The 19,959-nt window shown below is 52.1% G+C and carries 13 protein-coding genes; 9 read left to right on the top strand and 4 right to left on the bottom strand.

The genetic code is table 11. The features are described 5' to 3' along the window. Positions 1 to 9 precede the first annotated feature (9 nt). The 5 genes from IE117_RS02535 (at position 10) to IE117_RS02515 (ending at position 12,577) form a co-directional block, all read left to right on the top strand. The gene (locus tag IE117_RS02535; protein ID WP_189562771.1) at positions 10 to 2,394 is read left to right on the top strand and encodes an ABC transporter permease; all 2,385 of its coding nucleotides are present in this window, start codon (positions 10 to 12) and stop codon (positions 2,392 to 2,394) included. A 139-nt stretch (positions 2,395 to 2,533) separates the two neighbouring features. Continuing rightward, positions 2,534 to 4,942, top strand: coding sequence for an ABC transporter permease (locus IE117_RS02530; protein ID WP_189562770.1), 2,409 nt, complete (start codon positions 2,534 to 2,536; stop codon positions 4,940 to 4,942). Between the two features lie 170 nt (positions 4,943 to 5,112). Further along, positions 5,113 to 7,512, top strand: a complete 2,400-nt coding sequence (locus IE117_RS02525; RefSeq protein WP_189562769.1) for an ABC transporter permease — start codon at positions 5,113 to 5,115, stop codon at positions 7,510 to 7,512. 121 nt (positions 7,513 to 7,633) lie between these two features. Continuing rightward, the gene (locus IE117_RS02520; RefSeq protein WP_189562768.1) at positions 7,634 to 10,003 is read left to right on the top strand and encodes an ABC transporter permease; all 2,370 of its coding nucleotides are present in this window, start codon (positions 7,634 to 7,636) and stop codon (positions 10,001 to 10,003) included. Between the two features lie 99 nt (positions 10,004 to 10,102). Continuing rightward, complete coding sequence (locus tag IE117_RS02515; RefSeq protein ID WP_189562767.1) at positions 10,103 to 12,577, top strand: ABC transporter permease; 2,475 nt, start codon at positions 10,103 to 10,105, stop codon at positions 12,575 to 12,577. Between the two features lie 66 nt (positions 12,578 to 12,643). On the opposite strand, the gene IE117_RS02510 is transcribed toward IE117_RS02515, so the two are convergent. Next, positions 12,644 to 13,756, bottom strand: a complete 1,113-nt coding sequence (locus IE117_RS02510; RefSeq protein ID WP_189562766.1) for a Gfo/Idh/MocA family protein — start codon at positions 13,754 to 13,756, stop codon at positions 12,644 to 12,646. Positions 13,757 to 13,858: 102 nt separating this feature from the next. Beyond that, entirely contained in the window at positions 13,859 to 14,263 is a 405-nt protein-coding gene (locus IE117_RS02505) for a DUF1573 domain-containing protein (protein ID WP_189562765.1), read from the bottom strand. A gap of 219 nt (positions 14,264 to 14,482) precedes the next feature. Here IE117_RS02505 and IE117_RS02500 point away from each other — a divergent pair, with 219 nt between their 5' ends. From IE117_RS02500 to IE117_RS02485, 4 genes are all read left to right on the top strand, one after another. Further along, complete coding sequence (locus IE117_RS02500; protein ID WP_189562764.1) at positions 14,483 to 16,894, top strand: alpha-ketoacid dehydrogenase subunit alpha/beta; 2,412 nt, start codon at positions 14,483 to 14,485, stop codon at positions 16,892 to 16,894. Between the two features lie 8 nt (positions 16,895 to 16,902). Further along, a complete protein-coding gene (locus IE117_RS02495; protein ID WP_189562763.1) occupies positions 16,903 to 17,514 on the top strand; it encodes a sugar transferase in 612 nt (203 codons plus the stop codon). Between the two features lie 119 nt (positions 17,515 to 17,633). Continuing rightward, on the top strand, positions 17,634 to 18,248 hold the full coding sequence (locus IE117_RS02490) for an acetyltransferase (protein ID WP_189562762.1): 615 nt from the start codon (positions 17,634 to 17,636) through the stop codon (positions 18,246 to 18,248). A 40-nt stretch (positions 18,249 to 18,288) separates the two neighbouring features. Further along, positions 18,289 to 19,059, top strand: a complete 771-nt coding sequence (locus IE117_RS02485; RefSeq protein ID WP_189562761.1) for an alpha/beta fold hydrolase — start codon at positions 18,289 to 18,291, stop codon at positions 19,057 to 19,059. 16 nt (positions 19,060 to 19,075) lie between these two features. Here the strand turns inward: IE117_RS02485 and IE117_RS02480 are convergent, their stop codons facing one another. Beyond that, positions 19,076 to 19,507, bottom strand: a complete 432-nt coding sequence (locus tag IE117_RS02480) for a hypothetical protein (protein ID WP_189562760.1) — start codon at positions 19,505 to 19,507, stop codon at positions 19,076 to 19,078. A 19-nt stretch (positions 19,508 to 19,526) separates the two neighbouring features. Further along, positions 19,527 to 19,958: a hypothetical protein gene (locus tag IE117_RS02475; protein WP_189562759.1), complete on the bottom strand. Its 432-nt coding sequence runs from the start codon at positions 19,956 to 19,958 to the stop codon at positions 19,527 to 19,529. Between the last annotated feature and the right edge of the window lies 1 nt (position 19,959).

Below are 19,959 nucleotides of genomic sequence, written 5' to 3'. Positions count from 1 at the left end.
AAAACAGCCATGATCAAAAACTATTTCAAAATCGCCTGGCGGAACCTGACGAGAAACAGGCTATTTTCCCTGGTCAACATTGCGGGGCTGTCACTGGGCTTGACCTGCTGTATGCTGATCGTATTGTACATCAAAGATGAAGTTAGCTTCGATCGTTTTCAGGAACATAAAGATGAGTTATACCGCATACAGGTTACGTTCTCCGATGAGAATGGAGCCCGAACGACTGGCAGTACCAATGCCATTCACGGACCGGCATTCAAGCAGGAAATTCCTGAAATCAAGGAGGTGGTTCGAACGCAGAGTAATTCTTTCGTTATAAAAAAAGATAATGAACTCTTCAATCAGTCGGCAGTCTTTGCGGATGATGGCTTTTTCAGAATATTCACGATGCCCCTGCTGGCTGGTAATCCTGAAACGGTACTTTCGGATATACATTCGATTGTACTGACCGAGCGAATCGCTGAGAAGTACTTCAACACCACCGATGCTGTAGGCCGAACCCTGGACCTGAAAATAGGGGATGAATTTGAGACTTTTACCGTTTCCGGCGTAGCCCAAAACTGTCCGGAGAATTCTTCCATCCAGTTTGAAACTGTACTGCCCTTCAAATTTCAGGAGGCAAAAGGCTGGACCGATACCGGATGGATGGGTTTCTACATGAATACCTTCGTGCTGCTACATGATAAGGCCGATTCCCGTACAGTAGTACCCAAACTCGATCGGGTATTTGCCAGCAAGGCTGCTGAGGAAATCGGCGAGATGAAGGATTCTAAGTCCAAAATCCACTTCGACCTTCAGCCATTTCTGACCATTCACATGGATAATGAACTGAGCGATTTGCGCAATGGATTGGGGCATGGCAGCAGCCCGATATATTCCTATCTCCTGTCCGGCATAGCCTTGTTTATTCTGCTGATTGCCTGCATCAACTTCGTAAACCTGACGGTGGCCCGCTCACTCAATCGGGCTAAGGAAATTGGCATTCGAAAGGTAGCCGGAAGTAAGCGAACACAGCTTGTCGCTCAGTTCCTGAGTGAGTCGATTTTGCTGGCGTTTGTTGCCTTCGCTTTCGCGCTAGCGCTGACCCAAGTTATACTGCCTACCTTCAACGAACTAGCAAATAAGCAACTGGCGCTTTCGTATCTGTTCGACTTTAAGCTGGTAGCTATGTACATAGGGCTCCTTCTGGTTACGGGCTTTGTAGCTGGTTTTTACCCTGCACTGGCCTTATCGGGATTCAGCCCGACCCAAACGCTCTATAACCGACTTCGGCTTACCCGGAAAAATTACCTCACCAAAGGATTGGTGGTCTTCCAGTTTGCGCTATCGGTGTCGCTGGTAGTCGCGACGCTGGTTATTTTTTCGCAGTTCGAGTACCTGACCAACAAAGATCTAGGTTACAACGATGAAAACCTGATGGTTCTGAGTTTGGGCCGTGGGGGACCCGGTAAGCAGACATTCGATGTGATCAAACAGGAATTACAGAACACTGCCGGAATTAAGTCCGTGGCGGGCTTCAACGGCCATTATAACGGAACCGGTGCCAAAATCGGGGATCAAAATATAGGATTTAGCTATATAGGCGTGGATGATGATTTTCTCAATACGCTGGAAATACCTCTCGAACAAGGGCGTAATTTCTCGCAGAGTTTCACCTCCGACCCCACTCAGTCTGTCATTATCAACGAAGCTTTTGTCAGGGAGGCAGGTTGGAAGGATGCGATTGGAAAAGAGATATACTTCGAGTGGAAGGATGCAACACTTCGGGTAGTAGGTATAGTAAGGGATTATCATTATGCTTCGCTGAAAGAAAAGATCGAACCGCTACTACTGACCCAAGACCCTAATTATCGTTTAGGAACCTTAATGATCAAACTGGACACCAGGGATATTCCGGCTACGGTCAAAGCCATTGAACAGGTCTTTCACAAGCATATTCCGCTCATGCCCTTTGAGTATGTATTTGAGGATATGACTAATTTCAAAAAATACGAAAAGGAAGCCAAATGGAAACAGATTATTACGCTGGCGACCATCCTATCCATTTTTGTTTCGTGTATTGGCCTGTTTGGTCTGGCTACTTTTAATGCCGAATCCCGACTCAAAGAAGTAGGAATCCGAAAAGTACTGGGAGCCTCGGTAGTACGGATCGCCACCTTGTTATCCACGGATTTTATCAAGCTCGTTTTATTTTCGATCCTCATCGCCGTACCGATTTCCTACTATGCGATTTCCGCCTGGTTACAGGATTTTCCGTACCGAATCGAGCTTTCCTGGGATTATTACTTCCTGGCCGCTATCCTGTCGGTAGCTGTAGCACTGATCACGGTAGGGTTTGAGAGCATTAAAGCGGCATTGATGAACCCGGTGAAGTCGCTGAGGAGCGAATAGTCTTACGACCAAAGTACCCCTCATCAAAAACTACGTTTAAGGATTTTTAACACACTCATTTTGAGATTGTTTTCTACCTTGGCTGCTTGTTCAATCAGGCAGACAGATGATACCAGGTCTGCGCATTTCCGAAAGTTTCATGCTGAAAAACTATCTCAAAATCGCTTACCGATCCTTGCTGCGCAGCAAGTACTATTCACTCCTGAACATTACCGGACTGGCGGTGGGCATCACGTTCGCCATGCTGATCGGCAGCTACGTCTGGGGCGAATTCCGGGTGAACCGGACTTTACGCAATACCGAGCGGCAATATATCGTGCAAAGTCGCTGGAAGCAGGAAAACATGGGGCTGGAATTCGCGACCCTGGCACCCATCGGTCAGGCCCTAAAAACGCAGTATCCGACGCTGGTGGCCGATTCCTACGCCTTTTATGGCGTTACCGCCACGGTGAGCCACGGTAACAACCATTTCCGCGAATCCATCCAGATCGGCGATTCGACATTGCTGACGATGTACGATTTTGCGTTGGCGGCGGGCAATCCGCACACGGCTCTGACTCAGCCGAATGGAATCGTTATCACCGAGACCAGAGCCCGTAAGCTTTTTGGCAAAACCGATGTATTGAATCAATCGCTGACCGTAGAGACACCGCAATCGGGGAAGCAGGAGTTTACCGTAACGGGGGTACTTAAGCCACTACCACCCAACTCGGTGACTCACCTATTGACCGAAGAAGCCGAAGTTTTCATGTCGCTGGGCGCGCTGCCCTATTTCGGCGGCGATCTTACCAATTGGAACAACACTTTCACCGTCAACTACGTGGAGTTGCAGCCGGGTGTGTCGCCCTCGGATTTGAAGAAACCCCTCGCTCAGCTCATTGCCACGAATGCCCCGCCCAATCTGGGCAAAAACCTGACTGCCTATTTGACCCCGCTGACCGATTACTACCTGGAAAGCAACAATGGTCTGGTGCGCCGAATGATCACAACGCTGGCGTGGGTGGCGCTTTTTATTTTGCTGATGGCCGTCATTAATTTTGTCAACCTTTCGCTGGGTAGTGCTTCCACGCGGTTGCGCGAAATTGGCGTGCGCAAAGCACTCGGAGGTTTGCGCCGACAACTGACCGCGCAGTTTTTGACGGAAGCCCTGGTCCTGACGCTGCTGGCGATGGTACTTTCCATCGGTTTATACGTGCTATTTCGTCCGGCATTCAGCGGCGTGGTGGGCAAAGACATTCTATCGCTAACGGACCTGCCTGCTGGATACGGTTGGGGAATACTCGCTTTAATTCTTTTGGTTGGCTTACTGGCCGGCGGTTATCCTGCCCTCCATTTGTCGGCCTACTCCTCCGTCGATTCTTTGAAAGGAAAAGAGCGGACCGCAGCGGGCGGGCGGTGGTTCAGGAGAGGGCTGGTGACCGCACAGTTTACGATTGCGGTACTGGTTTTTGTGGGCGCGATTTTCGTTTCCCGCCAAATCGCCTTCTTCTTTGATACTGATCTGGGGTTTAATAAGGACGCCCTGCTAACCGTCTCTTCGCTGCCCCGCGACTGGTCGCCCGAGGGCGTCACACGCATGGAAGACCTTCGTGATCAATTTGCCCGCTTACCCGGCGTCGGCTCGGCCAGCTTATCATACGAAATTCCGAACGGCAGCGCAGGATTGAACGCCAACGTCTATCTGCCGGAGCAGGACAGTACCCAGGCCATCACCATGCCTGCCCTGACGACCGATGAGCATTTTGCCAAAACCTACCAAATCGACGTGCTAAGCGGACGGTACTTTCGGCCGGAAGCAAGTCAACAAGATGCCGATGGCATTGTACTAAATGAATCTGCCGCTAAGCAGCTCGGCTACCTGAGCCCCGAGGCGGCGGTCGGGAAAATGGTGAGGATTCAGGGTAGTTTGCAGCCATTTCGGGTATTGGGCGTGATTAAGAATTTCCATTTCGGCAGCATGCACAAAGCCATCGAGCCGTTGCTGGTCGGACATATTCAAAACATCACTATCTATCGCTATTTTTCCTTCAAAATAGAAGCCGGCGAAGTGCGCCCGACGATTGCGGCTATCGAAAAGAAATGGCACGAACTATTCCCGGACTCTCCGCTGGAATATGCCTTCATTGATCAGGCTTTTGAAAAACTATATAAAACCGAATTGCAACTGGAAAAGGCCGCTTACGTGGCCACCGGATTGTCTTTGCTGGTGATGCTTCTGGGCGTCGTGGGCATGGTTTCGCTCACCGTTTCGCGCCGGACCAAAGAGGTCGGCATCCGTAAAGTACTAGGTGCTTCCGTAGCGGGTATTGTGGGACTTTTCCTGAATGAGTACGCCTGGATATTGCTCGTTGCCAATCTCATAGCATGGCCGCTGGCCTACACGCTCCTCACGGATTGGCTAGCCGATTATGCTTATCATACCACGATCACCTGGTTACCGTTCGTGCAGGTAGGCGTAAGCATAGCGCTGGTTTCGGCTTTGGTGATTGGACTGCAGGTGATTCAAACGGCACTGCGAAATCCGGTGGAGAGTCTCAGGAGCGAGTAACCAGCGCCCACCTTCAACTGTCCGATTTTGAACCTAAGTGTTCGAAATCGGACAGTTTCCCCATACCTAATATCTGACTTTCAGAAAGTTAACATTTTGGCATAATTTTACAAAGCAAGTAAGGATAGTATTCCAATACGCGAAGCCATTCCCTTTGTGCTCAAAAAATTATGCTCCGTAACTACCTGAAAATCGCTTACCGCAACTTGCTACGCAATAAGCTATACTCTGGGATCAACATCGTCGGCCTGGCGGTGGGATTGTCGGCCTGTATCGTCATCATGCTGTTTGTCAATTACGAGAATGGCTACGACCGTATCCACACCAAAAACCTGTATCGACTCGACGAGGTGCAGAAATTCGAGGGCATGGTAGCGCCACAGAAAGTCGCGCTTTCCATGTACCCGATGGGGCCGACGCTGCAAGAGGAGTACCCTGAGGTCAAGAACTTTGTGAGAATTGACGACCAGTCCGACGTGATCCTGAATCATAATGACAAGAAAGTAGAGCTTCCCACCGTCCTTTCGACCGATGCCAATTTCCTAAAGATGTTCGATTTTGAATTGATCGAAGGTGATCGGGCCCTGGTGCTGGCAAAACCCAACTCGGTAGTTCTTACCCAGAAAAGTGCCACCAAGATTTTCGGAAGCAATGAACCGATTGGGCAAACCCTGATGTCCTACGGCCGGGATACGCTGGCATTCAAGGTTACCGGAGTGCTGGAAAATCTGCCCGCCAATTCACACCTACAGTTCGACGCGCTTTTTTCGATGAGTACGTTCGTTGGCCCGCAGGCGATGAACAATTGGGGAGGCAACTGGCTGGTAACCTACCTGGAATTGGAGAAAGGAGCCGACATCGCCGCAATGGAGAAAAAGTTTCCTGACTATCTCAAAGGCCATATGAGTGAGGAAGGTGCGAAGCAGTACGAATTGTTCCTGCAACCGCTGACCGAAGTACACGGCAACTCGACCGACATCACCCACGACTACATGAATTTCCAGAAGTTCGACCGGACCTACACGTATATATTCTCGATCATCGCGCTCATTGTACTGGTGATTGCCTGCGTCAATTTCATGAACCTCTCCACCGCGCGTTCGACGGGCCGGGCCAAGGAAGTTGGCATTCGCAAAGCAGTGGGGGCCCAACGTTTTCAGTTAGCCGGGCAGTTTATTGGCGAGTCGATATTACTGGCATTTTCGGCCTTAATTCTTGCCGTAGTGCTGGTGTTAGTTACGCTCCCATACATCAACCGAATGAGCGATCGTAGTCTGGATTTCGCCATTTTCACCGACCCCAAACTGCTGCTTACCGTTTTGGGTGGCACCATACTGATCGGCATATTATCGGGACTTTATCCGGCGGCGTACTTATCGTCGTTTGAAGCCGCCAAGGTACTGAAAGGCTCGATCCGCACGGGTAAGAGTACTTTCCGAAATGCGCTGGTGGTGGCGCAGTTCAGTTGCGCGGTGTTCCTGATTATCGGTACGGGCTTTGCTTTGAAGCAGCTTCACTTTATGCGGGATAAAGATCCCGGTTTCCAAACCGATCAGGTTGTCCTGATTCCGCTCAATGCTAAGTCGTGGCCAAAGTACCAGTCACTGAAAAAGGAATTGCTGGCTAATTCGCAAGTGGAGGCAGTGTCGGGTTCGGGACAGCGGCTAGGCAACAATTTGCACCAATGGGGCATGCAGTTTCAAGGCGATGGTCCCGTGCGGCAAGTCGGGACATCCAATGTGGTGGTCGATCCCGACTACCTCTCGCTCTATAAAATAGAACTGGTGGCCGGGCGAAATTTCCGCGACGACGCTTCGGACAATGGCCGGACATTCATTATCAACGAGTCGCTGGCCAAAGAGCTATTGAAGGACGAGGCCGAGCCAGACATCGCGTCGCTGGTCGGAAAACGCTTCGGTGGAGATTTTGCTGACTCACTGGGCACGATCGTAGGCATTGCCAAAGACTTCAATTTCAACTCGCTCCATCATAAAATTGAAACCTTGTCCATGTATAACCAGCAGGATTGGGGGTACGATGAAATGTCGGTCCGCATTAAAGGCAAAAACTCCAGACAGGCCGTCGCCGCCATCGAGAAAATCTGGCGCGATCAGGTACCTGAGCAAACATTCAGCTACTCTTTTCTGGACGAGCATTTCACCAAACTCTACCGCGCCGACAGCCAGGTCAGCGAAATCGTGGGAATTCTGGCGGGGCTGGCCGTTTTCATCTCGGCCCTCGGTTTGTTCGGACTGGCATCCTACTCCGCTGAGCGGCGGGTGAAGGAAATCGGTGTCCGCAAAGTACTTGGGGCCTCGGTGGTAGGCATCGTGGGGCTACTGTCCAAAGATTTCCTGAAACTCGTTTTCGCAGCTATCTTTATTGCGGTACCTGTCGCCTGGCTGGCCGTCAATTCCTGGTTGCAGGATTTCGCTTACCACATTGACATCGACATCTGGCTGTTCCTGGCGGCGGGTCTGCTGGCCGTATGCATTGCCCAACTGACCGTTACTTTCCAAAGCATGAAGGCTGCGCTGGTGAACCCGGTGAAGTCGCTGAGGAGCGAATAATTAAAGATAAAAGGAGGGGCGATGAGAGCAGAAAAGAAAAAGGGATTTTCCATTAGCGCTTTATCTAATCCTGACTCTCCCCCTTCCTTCCATTACTATTTAAGCCTACCATTGCAAATACATGCTTCGTAACTACCTCAAAATCGCCTACCGGAGTTTGTTGAAGAACAAGCTCTTTTCCGGTATTAATATCTTCGGCCTTGCGCTGGGAATGGCTTGTGCGCTGCTGATTGGGCTGTGGGTACGCTATGAGCTTAGTTATGATCGATTCATTCCCGGCGTGGAAAATATCTATAACGTGCAGGTGAATTACGCCTTCAACGGCGGGAAACTGGAAACGGCTCAGTACGTCCCTGGCCCGTTGCAGGAGGCTATTGCCAAAGACATTCCGAATGTAGCAGCGGTCACCAAAATAAGTGGCGGAGGCGAAAGTCTGGTCAAATCCATTGCTACGGCTACGGAAAAATCAGCGAAGGAGAAAGGTCATTTTGTCTCGGCCGAATTTTTCGACGTGTTTTCATTTCCCGTATTTCAGGGTGATGCTAAGGCGGCCCTGGCCCAACTCGATAAAATTATTATTACCCGGAAATTAGCTGAGAAATACTTTCCAAATAAATCGGCCCTGGGACAAACGCTGCAACTTGACGACAATAAACTGTACACCGTCGGGGCGGTACTCGACGATCTGCCCGCCAATTCGACGCTGCAATTCGACTGGCTGGCCAATTTGAAAAATATCGAACAGCCCTACATGACTGAATGGACGTGGAACTCAGTCATCGTGTACGCCCGACTGCTACCAACCGCCAGCCCCGATCATACGCAAGCCAGTATGAAAGACATTTTCCGGCGGTACGCCACCTTTGACAACGGTGAAGTACCCGTGCTGCACCCGATGACCGCCATGCACCTGTATTCCGACTACAAGGACGGAAAGGTAGCGGGCGGACGCATCGAATACGTGCGAATTTTCTCGCTCGTGGCGCTTTTCATTTTGCTCATCGCCTGCATCAATTTCATGAACCTGGCCACGGCGCGCTCCTCGGTACGGGCGCGCGAGGTCGGCGTCAGGAAAGTCGTGGGAGCCAGGAGGATGTCGCTGGTCGCGCAGTTTTTGGGTGAATCTTTGCTGATGAGTTTGCTGGCCGCCGGGCTGGCTATTTTTCTTGTATGGTCAACACTACCTTCCTTCAATGCTCTCTTTGATAATCAATTATCCCTCGATTTGGATAATCCGATGTTTTGGGCGCTAGTAGGGGCGCTCATATTGATTACCGGACTTTTGTCGGGTAGTTACCCCGCGCTGTTTTTGTCAGCCATGCGCCCCCTGAGCATATTGAAGGGCTTCACCAAGATGGGAACGGGACCCGCTTTGTTCCGGCGGACGCTGGTGGTATTCCAATTTTCTCTGTCCATCTTTTTGATCGTTGGTATGCTGGTCATTGGGTCGCAGATGCGGTACCTGCGCACGAAAAACCTGGGTTTGGATCGCGAGAATGTGGTTTTCATTCCACTGGAAGGAGCATTTGAGCAGGCTCCGAAAAGTACCTTGTTCCGCGAGAAAATTCTGCGCCAACCCACCATTGCCTCAGCTACATTGACCAGCCAACTACCCGTAAACGTGCGGAACAGCACGACGGACCTGGCCTGGCCGGGCAAGGAGCCTAAACGAATGGTGGAAGTTTCAACGATGAATGTGGGCGGCGATTTTATTCGTACCATGAACATCGACCTGGCCGCGGGCCGTGATTTCCAGCCAAACAATGCGGCAGATTCCTCCAACTACCTCATTAACGAAACTGCCGCCAAGCTGATGGGTATGAGTGATCCGGTCGGTCAGGAAGTCACCTTTAACCGGGGCAAAGGTCGGGTAGTGGGACTGATGAAGGACTTTCACCTCAACTCGATGCACCAGGCGATTGCGCCGTTGGTACTGGCCTTCTATCCGGAAAACACCCGTTATCTGCTGGTAAAAATCCGCGCCGGACAAACGCCGTCAGCCCTGGCCGCGCTCGAACGTATCAACAAAGAACTGAATCCAAACTACCCTTTCAGCTACCAGTTTGTGGACGAAGCCTACGAAAAACTCTATCAGTCGGAACAGCAGGTCAGCACGCTGGTCAACTACTTCGGCGTCCTGGCTATTCTGATTTCCTGCCTTGGCCTGTTTGGGCTGGTCGCCTTCACCGCCGAGCAACGCACCAAGGAAATCGGTATTCGGAAAGTATTGGGCGCTACGGTGACGAGTATCGTGACCCTACTTTCGAAAGATTTCCTGAAACTGGTATTAATCGCAATGGTGCTGGCAATTCCGCTGGGTTGGTGGGCGCTGAATAAATGGTTGGGAACATTCAAATACCATACTGATCTGTCCTGGACAATGTTTGGCCTGGCGGGTGTACTGGCCCTGGGCATCGCGCTCCTGACCGTTAGTTTTCAGTCGGTGAAGGCAGCGCTGATGAATCCGGTGAAGAGCCTTAGATCGGAGTAGGCAACGATTTCTTATAGGTCAAACGGCATTCTACGCTACCCTCTTAATTGCCTCGAACCGTTCGCCTTTTCACCATTCACCTTTTAACGAAATAAAATCATGCTGCTCAACTACCTCAAAATAGCTCTCCGCCACTTCCGGCGGCAGAAGTTCTTTTCGCTCATCAACGTCTTGGGTTTGGCCGTGGGGCTGGCGGCCTGCTGGCTCATCGGCCTATACGTACAGCACGAGCGCAGCTACGATAATTTCCTGCCCTACACCGACCGCGTCTGTGCCGTAGCCTTCGACATTAAAGCAGGCGACCAGGAAGCTTTCACTACCAACACCCCGCCGCCCGTGGGTCCGCGGCTGGTGGAGGATTTCCCTGAAATCGAAATGGCCGCCCGAACCTTCAATCTGGGCAGCGTTGTCGTGCAGCGCGAGGCAATGGAAGGCAAAGAAGCCATCACCTTCAACGAATACGAAAACGCCCTGGCTGCCGACACGGCTTTTCTGGAATTATTCGGCTTCCCGATGCTGGAAGGAAACGCGGCTTCCGCCCTGGATGCGCCGGGTAGCGTCGTGCTTACGGAAAGTATGGCCCGCAAGTACTTTGGCGAGGAAACTGCTTTGGAACAATCACTAAAAATCAACGATTATCCGTACAAAGTGACGGGCATCGTGCGGGACTTGCCCACCAATTCCACGGTGCAATTTGGCTTTCTGGCGTCCATGGCTGATTTCTCCGTGGTAGAGCGGTTCTCATGGAGTTGGATTTGGTTGCAGGTCGATACCTGGGTGAGGCTACGCCAACCTGCTACGGAGCAATCGCTGGCTAGTCTGGAAAAGAAATTCCCGGCGATGGTACGCAATTATGCCCCCGCAGCCTACGCCCGCATCGGGCAGGATTTGACCAAAAATCTCGAAAACGGCGACCGCCTCGATGTAAAACTCCTGCCTTTGGGAAACCTGCATCTGGGTTATACGGATCTTACTTCACGGCTAAGTACCCTCGGCGACGGGCAACAGGTAGGCATGTTCGCGATCATCGGTGGCTTGATTCTGCTGCTGGCCTGCGTCAACTTCATGAACCTAAGTACCGCTCGATCTATGAAACGTTCACGGGAAGTAGGAGTTCGCAAAGCTTTGGGTTCGCAACGGAGTGCATTAGTAGCGCAGTTTCTGGTGGAATCATTGCTGTTGAGTATGGTAGCCCTGCTGCTGGCTGCTTTGCTGGCGAGCGTTGTGCTGCCTAGTTACAATAACCTGACCGGGCTTGCGCTGCCACCTAATGATCTTTTTTCGCTCAAAATCATCGGTTTTGTCTTGGTACTACCTTTCGTAACAGGCTTGCTGGGCGGACTTTACCCGGCTTTTTATTTATCAAAATTCAAAGCCGTAGAGATGTTCAAACCAGCTGCCGGGCGACGCGGTGGGTTGCTATCGGTCAGGAGCGGATTGGTAGTCTTTCAGTTTGCGGTGTCCATTGTGCTGATGCTGGGGTCGTTCGTGGTGTTCCGGCAGTTGGAATTTGCCCAAAAACAATCACCAGGCCTCAATCGTGAGCACGTGCTGGTGATCGAGAATACGCGTCATTTCACCTCGCCTTCTGCGCGGGAGGCTTTCCGGCAGCAGCTGGCCCAACTACCCGAAGCCCTGGATGCTACCCATGCCACCTTTCTGCCTTCGTTAGGTAGTTTTGGTGATTTTTATGAGCCTGAACAAGGCGAAGACAAGAATGCCGTTGTGCCCAACCTACCGATCGGCTCTTTCCTGACTGATGCTGATTTTGTTCCTACCCTTGGTGTGGAGATCCTGGCCGGGCGAAATTTTCGTCCCAATTCGGTGAGCGATTCGGCCTCGGTAATTCTCAACGAAACGGCGGTCAGGGCCATTGGCTGGAAAAATCCGATCGGGAAATGGCTGCGCTATCCCGGCAACGCCAATCAGCGTTTTCAGGTAGTTGGCGTCATGCGTGATTTTAACGACGCTTCCGTCCGTACAACCATCGAGCCCATGGCGCTTTTTCACGAAGCGTCCAAAACCTACCGGACCTGGGGCTCGTACATCGCCCTGCGGCTACGACCTGGCACCGAGAAACAGGCGGTCGAAAAAGCTACCGCCCTGTGGCAGAAAGCCGTTCCCAATGTACCCTTCGACTACGATTTCCTGGATGCTACTTTTGCCCGTCTCTACCGCACCGAAGCCCAGACAGGCTCGGTGCTGAGTATCCTGACGGGCCTGGCCCTGTTCATCGGCTGCCTGGGCTTGTTCGCGTTGGCGGCCTACACCGCCGAAAGCCGCACCAAAGAAATCGGTGTCCGCAAAGTACTGGGAGCCAGCGTTGCGAGTATCGCATCCCTGCTTTCCAAAGATTTTCTAAAATTGGTCGTGGTAGCTATCATCATCGCCACGCCACTGGCCTGGTACGTGGCCGACGATTGGTTGCAGGATTTTGCCTACAAAATAGATCTGGCGTGGTGGTACTTCGCCGGAGCGGGCGGCCTGGCTATTCTCGTGGCACTACTGACGGTAAGTTTCCAGAGTGTGAAAGCGGCGGTGGCCAATCCGGTGGAGTCGTTGCGGAGCGAGTAAAGAGGTGGAAGGGAGGAAGATTGCGCAGGCTCCTTTCCTCCCTCCTTCCATTTATGCTTTCTTTCTTCAAAAATCCGGCACCTGGATTATCTCGCCGCCTCGCATCGCCGACTCGTGAGCCAGGATACCGACGCTCGTCCAGTTGGCCGACTGAGCAGCATTTGGAAAGGGATCGCGGTCTTCAACCAGGGCTGAGACGAACTCGTGAACCAGGTGAGGGTGCGAGCCACCGTGGCCACCGCCCTGTACGAAAGAAAGGTGAGCCTTGTCGCCCGCATCATACACTCCCCGGCCCGTAAATGACTGGATCTCCTCAGGCAGGAGGTGCGCGTAGTCTGGCGTCTCGACGCGCTCAGGTATTTCGGGTTCGGGTTTCTTGGCGGTATGAATTACCGGATGCTCCCCCTCGATGAGCGGCCACTCGAACGACTTTTTGCTGCCGTATACCTCGAAACTCTCACGGTACTGCCGCGCTGTGTCAAACAGCGAACGATAGACGTAGGCCGACAGATCGCTGTCCCTGAACTTGATGTGCGCCGATTCCACGGCGAAGGGCGAGTTGTGGATTTTGACCAAATCCTCGCTGATCGTGCCCGAGCCAAAACAGGATACATATTCAGCTTCCAGTTTAAGAAGTCCCGCCACCGGACCCACGCAGTGCGTGGCGTAGTGCATCGGCGGCAGCCCGGGCCAATAATCCGGCCAGCCTTCCATGTCCTGCTGGTGGCTGGCTTTCAGGAATTGTACTTTGCCCAGTTCGCCTTTTTCGTAAAGTTCTTTAACAAAAAGGAATTCCCGGGCGTAGACTACCGTCTCCATCATCATGTATTTGAGGCCTGTTTCGCGACAAACCTTAACGATTTCGGCGCAATCTTCCACCGAAGTGGCCATGGGCACGGTGCAGGCCACATGCTTGCCCGCCCGCAGGGCCTTCAAAGTCTGCTCGGCGTGATTGGGGATGGGTGAGTTGATATGCACGGCGTCCACTTCGGGATCGGCCAGCAGGTCGTCGTAGCTGGTGTAGCGTTTTTCGACCCCAAACTCATCGCCTACGGCGTCGAGTTTGGCTTGGGTACGCTGGCAAATGGCGTACATATTGGCGGCAGGATGCCGCTGGTAGATGGGAATGAACTCGGCTCCGAAACCCAGACCGACGATGGCGACGTTGATTTTTTTCATAGTCTTGTAAAAAGCTTTACTACGGAAAATCTTACTATTGAATGACACAAAAAAAGGCGATTCTCATCAGAGAACCGCCCTTTCTATCAAAAACACTTATTTTTATTTTTCCGAAGAAGGCTTGGATGCTGCTCCTTTCTCCACAACCTCGCCTTTCAGAAAGAGCGTCAGGCTGGGCGATTCGGCATTGCTGAATACCGTGATGGATTTATTGAAAGTACCCATCGCGGCAGCGTTGTAGGTAGCCTTGATGCTGCCGGTCTGCTTGGGCAGAACAGGATCTTTGGTCCAGCTAGGAGTAGTGCAGCCACAAGACGCACTTACATTAGAGATGACGATCGGCTCAGTACCCGTGTTCGTGAACACGAATTCCTGCGTAACAGGCTTGCCTTGCTCTACTTTGCCGAAGTTATGGGTTTCTTCCTTGAACTTCATGACGCCCTTCTGAGCGTAGCTCATGGAAGTGACGGTCAACAAGACTACGACTACTGAAAAAAACTTTTTCATGTTGCTTGAAAATTTTAATTATTGAGAATTGGTTGTTACGTAAGTTACGGATTCAGAAGCAAAAGCTTTGCCAAATAATTCCTCCGACGGGACTTTTCCAACAAAGTAACACAGGAAATCGTTTTTTTAAAAGGATATTTTTTATTTTAATTTTGACCCAAATCGTTAAAAAACGTATCTTAACCCCACAATCTTCGCACCGCTCCTTTTGAAATTCCTATGCTCCTAAACGAAACCCTGCCGGAAAATAGTCTCTTCACTGTCGAGAAAGTGTTGGCCGACTACCGTTTGGCCTGCGAAAGCCGGGCAGTGAGTCTTTTGGGCCGCAAGGATGCGATGGGAGGCCGGGCGAAGTTCGGTATTTTCGGCGATGGCAAGGAAGTAGCGCAACTGGCCCTGGCGGGCGTTTTCAAGCGTGGGGATTTTCGTTCGGGCTACTACCGCGATCAAACCATCGAGGCCGCCCTGGGCAATCTCAGCTGGCAGCAGTTTTTCGCCCAGCTGTACGCCCACCCCGACCTGGACCACGAACCGCACACGGGCGGGCGCTCCATGAACGGTCACTACGCCACCCGCTGGCTCGATGCCGAAGGTCATTGGCTGGACCAAACCAAGCTTTACAATTCTGTTTGTGACATTTCTCCCACCGCCGGGCAAATCCCGCGCGCCTTGGGGCTGGCTTACGCCTCCAAACTATACAGGTACAATAAGGACATTCAATACCTCGATACTTTTTCCCACCAGGGAAATGAGATCGTGTTTGCCACCATCGGCGATGCCTCCACTTCGCAGGGAATGTTCTGGGAAACCATGAACGCCGCCGGGGTGCTGCAGGTACCACTGCTGATGTCAGTCTGGGACGACGGGTACGGAATTTCGGTACCCATTGAGTACCAAACTACCAAGAGCAGCATTTCCAAAGCCCTTGCCGGACTGCAGCGCAATGCCCGTGAGGAAGGCGTGGAAATCATGACCGTGAACGGCTGGGATTACCCGGCCCTGGTCGAAACGTACCAGAAAGCCGCCGATCTCTGCCGCCACGAGCAGGTACCTGTATTGATACATGTCCAAGAGCTCACCCAACCGCAGGGGCATTCGACTTCGGGTTCGCACGAGCGGTATAAGCCCGAAGCGCGGCTGGCCTGGGAAGCCGAGCGCGATTGCAATGTGCATTTCCGGGAGTGGATTTTGGAAAACGGCTACGCCACGGTCGAGGAGTTGGAAAAAATCGAAACCGAGGCAAAAGAAACGGCCCGCAGTGCCCGCGATCTCGCCTGGAAGGCTTACCGAAAATCTATTGAGACGGATTTGAAGGCGGCTCAGCAACTCCTCGAAACGGCCACCCAGGAAAGCAGCCACCATACCGACGAACTCAAGAACAGCATTGCTGCTCTGCACAAAGCGCAGTATCCTATCCGCCGCGACATCATGGGCGCAGTGCGCAAAGCGTTGCGGGCATTGCGCAACGAATCCATTCCCAGCCGCCCCTTGTTGAAAGAATGGTTGCAGACGGAGCAAAAAATGAACGAGGCCCGCTATAACGAGCATTTGTACAGCGAATCGGACGAATCGCCGCTGCGGGTGCCTTCCGTGGCCCCTGCCTACACCGACGACAGCCCGCTGGTAGATGGCCGCGAGGTGATTCGTTCCTACTTCGACATCTTGTTCGAGCGTGACCCGCGCGTGCTGGCATTGGGAGAAGACGTCGGGCAAATCGGCGACGTGAATCAAGGCCTGGCGGGTTTACAGGAAAAGTACGGCGAAATCCGTATCACCGACACGGGCATCCGGGAAACTTCCATTATGGGACAAGGTATCGGCCTGGCTATGCGCGGACTACGGCCCATCGTTGAAATCCAGTACTTCGATTACGTTTTTTACTGCCTTGCCACGCTTACCGATGACCTCGCCACGCTGCGCTACCGGACGGCGGGTGGGCAAAAAGCCCCGCTCATCATCCGCACCCGCGGCCACCGATTGGAAGGTATCTGGCACAGCGGCTCGCCAATGGGGGCCATGCTGGGTAGTTTGCGCGGATTGCACATTGCGGTGCCACGCGATTTCACCCAAGCCGCCGGGCTATACAACACCCTGATGCAGGGCGATGACCCCGCCCTGGTCGTGGAGCCTCTGAATGCTTACCGCCTAAAAGAAAAACTACCTGAAAATCTCGGTGACTACAATGTACCTCTCGGCCAGCCGGAGGTCATCCGCGAAGGCACCGACCTCACCATCGTGACTTACGGCTCGATGTGTCGCATCGTGCTGGACGCCGCCGCTCAGCTGTCTGAAGTCGGCATTGAGGTGGAAGTGATCGACGTACAGACCCTGCTGCCTTTCGATCTGGACAATTCGATCGTGCAATCTATCCAGAAAACTAACCGGGTGATTTTTGCCGACGAGGACTATCCCGGCGGGGCGTCAGCTTTTATGATGCAGCAGGTACTGGAAAAACAAAACGCCTACCGCTGGCTCGACTCCGCCCCGCTGACCATCGCCGCCCAGCCCCACCGCGCGGCTTATAGCTCCGATGGTGACTATTTTTCCAAACCCAACGCCGAGAATGTCTTCGAAGCCGCTTACGGCCTGCTGCATGAAGCGGAACCGCAGCGCTTTCCGGCCTACCTATAGTCTGCCCCGTGACTCTTTACGCGCGCTTCGGAAAACGATTGCTCGACGTATTGGTATCCTTTTTGGGATTGGTCATTCTTTCCCCCTTTCTGGTGATCATCGCCCTGCTTTTAGCAATAGCGAACCGGGACAACCCGTTTTTTCGGCAACAACGTCCGGGACGAGGCGGCAAGGTTTTTGTTTTGTTAAAATTCAAAACCATGAACGATCGCCGCGACGACAAGGGACAACTCCTACCCGACGCCGAGCGCCTGACCGGCTTTGGAAAAATCATTAGAAAAACATCTTTGGACGAACTACCCCAGCTTTGGAATGTCCTGAAAGGCGATATGAGCCTGATCGGCCCTCGCCCATTGCTGGTAGAATACCTGCCGCTGTACAGCGAGGAGCAAAGCAAGCGTCACCTCGTCCGCCCCGGCATTACGGGCTGGGCGCAGGTCAATGGCCGCAATGCCCTGAGTTGGGAAGAGAAATTCGCTCACAATGTCTGGTACGTAGAAAACCTCTCGCTGGCCCTGGATATAAAAATCATCGGGATGACGATTGTGAAGGTTTTTAAGGGGGAGGGAATCTCGTCGGGTACATCGGTGACGATGGAGAAATTCAGAGGCACGAAGTAGGGGCGAACCTATGTGTTCGCCCGATGGTGGGCACAATATGTGTTCTCCCTATGGCGGGCGCAAGCAGGGCGAACACATAGGTTCGCCCCTACAACAATTACACAATTCAACAATAAACCATGCTACTCTACGGTGCCAGCGGTCATGCCAAAGTGATAAATTCCATTCTGCGGGCGACGGGGCAGGAAGTAACGGCTATTTTTGACGATGATTTGGGAAAGAAAAATCTGGGCGATATTGCCGTAGTCGGTCAGTATGATCCGGATTTTCAGACCGCTGCGCCATTGATTATTTCCATCGGCTACAACGATATCCGCCGGAAAGTTGCCGGAAAGATTCGCCACCGCTTTGGCAGGGCCATCCACCCCTCGGCGCTCATCGACGAAACGGCGACCATCGGCGAAGGTACGGTCATTATGCCCGGCGTCATCGTGCAAGCCGACGCCCGGATTGGCCGCCACGTCATCGTCAATACCGCCGCCACGGTGGATCACGACTGCCTTTTGGGCGATTTTGTTCATATTGCACCGGGTGTGGTACTTTGCGGTGCGGTGCAGGTGGGAGAAAGTACCCTGATTGGTGCGGGTTGCGTGGTAGCCCCGAATCTAACTATCGGTGCCAATTGTCTGATCGCGGCCGGGAGTGTAGTGACGACCCATATTCCTGACGGAGCCACTGTACGCGGAAATCCGGCGCGGGTGGTGGGCAACTTCGAAGCGGGCTCACCGCGATGAAAAACGGTTATAGCTAATTCTTTATTTATTCTACCCAATTTTGAAACTTAACTACAAGAAAATCAACGAAGAAGGTCAACCGCTCGTCATTCTGCACGGCGTGTTTGGCTCACTGGACAACTGGGCGACGATCAGCAAATCCATTGCCGATTTGGGCTACGTTGTTTATCTGGTCGATCAGCGCAATCATGGTCGCTCGCCGCATTCCGACGAGTTCACCTACGAAGCGATGGCGGCAGATCTGGCGGAATTCATCAAAGATCACGCGCTGGAAAACCCGGTGCTGGTCGGCCATTCGATGGGCGGCAAAACGGTGATGCAGTACGCGCAACAGTATCCCGGTACTTACGACAAACTGGTGATTGTGGATATTGGCCCCAAGGCTTACCCGTCCCACCATGATGAGTTGCTGGCCGGACTGAATGCACTGCCCCTGGCCGAAATCGAAAGCCGCCAGCATGCCAACGAGCTATTTAGTGCCCACGAACCGAATATGGCCGTGCGGCAATTTTTGCTAAAAAACCTTTACCGGACGGATGAGGGAAACTACGGTTTTCGCTTTAACCTACCTATCCTGACTGAACTTCAAGGAAACGTTGGAGACGAAATTCCGAAATTACGTACCATCCCCGAACCTACGCTCTTTATGCGGGGTGCGCTCTCGTGGTACATCAAAGATGAAGATTGGAAAGAAATTCAGGAAATGTTCCCCAATGCGGAGTTGGCGACGATTCCGAAGTCGGGGCATTGGGTGCACGCCGAACGGCCCAATCAGTTTGTAGAGGTTTTGGAAGAGTTTCTGGCGAAATAAAAGCTAGTAGTGCCCTTTACGGCAGCTTACGGTAGGTAATTTTATATCCACCGCAACTAATCCAAAGTAAAGTATTCTCGGTTGCCTGTAATTCGACCGTTCCGCAGGAAGCACAATTGACCAATGCACAGTAATCGGCTGGCTTAACCGGGGACTTTGGCTCGATAGGATAAAGTTTGCCATTCAATAAAAAATTCTGGGGTGAACAGCATAATCCCTCGCCGTTCTCGTCGAGCGGCACGCCATCGGCGCGGAAGGTTAGGGAGACTTTTCCATTGGTAGTATCGGCTACCCACACCTCCTTACCATCTTGGGTAGTTTGGTGTCCGGTCTGTTCCCATTTTCCTTCCAATAGCCGGATGGCTTTGGGGGTGACATCTTTATCCCGCTGGCAACCCAGCATTCCAAGAAGTATCAGAAGACAGACTTTTTGCTTTAAAATATTCATTTATATTAAAATTGGTAGTTTAAGGTAATCGTCGATATTGAGACCGTATTGTGCCGCACCTCATCCAAACGAGTTTTTCCTCATCCACCTCGAACACGTTATCGTTGCAAATAATGCAGTCGATTAACTGGCATATTTCATCGTAGGTAATTGGCATCGTCGGATTTAAAAACATTGCTTCACCATTGATGGTAACTTTCCCTCCAGGCCCACAGCACATTCCTTTTCCATTTCCAAACAAAAATGCACCATCCGAACGAATAATGAGCGTAGGCTGCCCAGTTAACGAATCGATCGTCTTCCATTCTCTATCATTCCCGCTTAGCGTTGCGTAGTACGCCGTCATCTCCCACTTACCTGTTAGCAAGGGATTGATGTTAGAAGGAAATTTATCCCGGTTTTGACAGCCCAGGGCCAATATCAGTAATGAAAGATAGAGTAGCTTCTTCATG

The sequence above is a fragment of the Persicitalea jodogahamensis genome, assembly GCF_014651615.1.
Classification (GTDB): Bacteria; Bacteroidota; Bacteroidia; order Cytophagales; family Spirosomataceae; genus Persicitalea; species Persicitalea jodogahamensis.
The sequence above is the reverse complement of the archived record's forward strand: the minus strand, read 5'-3'. Positions and strand labels throughout refer to the sequence as shown.

Excerpts from the sequence above, each read along its gene's own strand:
- IE117_RS02490 (WP_189562762.1), top strand. The coding sequence starts at position 17,634 with ATGCTACTCTACGGTGCCAGCGGTCATGCCAAAGTGATAAATTCCATT.
- IE117_RS02480 (WP_189562760.1), bottom strand. The coding sequence starts at position 19,507 with ATGAATATTTTAAAGCAAAAAGTCTGTCTTCTGATACTTCTTGGAATG.
- IE117_RS02475 (WP_189562759.1), bottom strand. The coding sequence starts at position 19,958 with ATGAAGAAGCTACTCTATCTTTCATTACTGATATTGGCCCTGGGCTGT.
- IE117_RS02515 (WP_189562767.1), top strand. The coding sequence starts at position 10,103 with ATGCTGCTCAACTACCTCAAAATAGCTCTCCGCCACTTCCGGCGGCAG.
- IE117_RS02535 (WP_189562771.1), top strand. The coding sequence starts at position 10 with ATGATCAAAAACTATTTCAAAATCGCCTGGCGGAACCTGACGAGAAAC.
- IE117_RS02510 (WP_189562766.1), bottom strand. The coding sequence starts at position 13,756 with ATGAAAAAAATCAACGTCGCCATCGTCGGTCTGGGTTTCGGAGCCGAG.
- IE117_RS02500 (WP_189562764.1), top strand. The coding sequence starts at position 14,483 with ATGCTCCTAAACGAAACCCTGCCGGAAAATAGTCTCTTCACTGTCGAG.
- IE117_RS02520 (WP_189562768.1), top strand. The coding sequence starts at position 7,634 with ATGCTTCGTAACTACCTCAAAATCGCCTACCGGAGTTTGTTGAAGAAC.
- IE117_RS02525 (WP_189562769.1), top strand. The coding sequence starts at position 5,113 with ATGCTCCGTAACTACCTGAAAATCGCTTACCGCAACTTGCTACGCAAT.
- IE117_RS02530 (WP_189562770.1), top strand. The coding sequence starts at position 2,534 with ATGCTGAAAAACTATCTCAAAATCGCTTACCGATCCTTGCTGCGCAGC.
- IE117_RS02505 (WP_189562765.1), bottom strand. The coding sequence starts at position 14,263 with ATGAAAAAGTTTTTTTCAGTAGTCGTAGTCTTGTTGACCGTCACTTCC.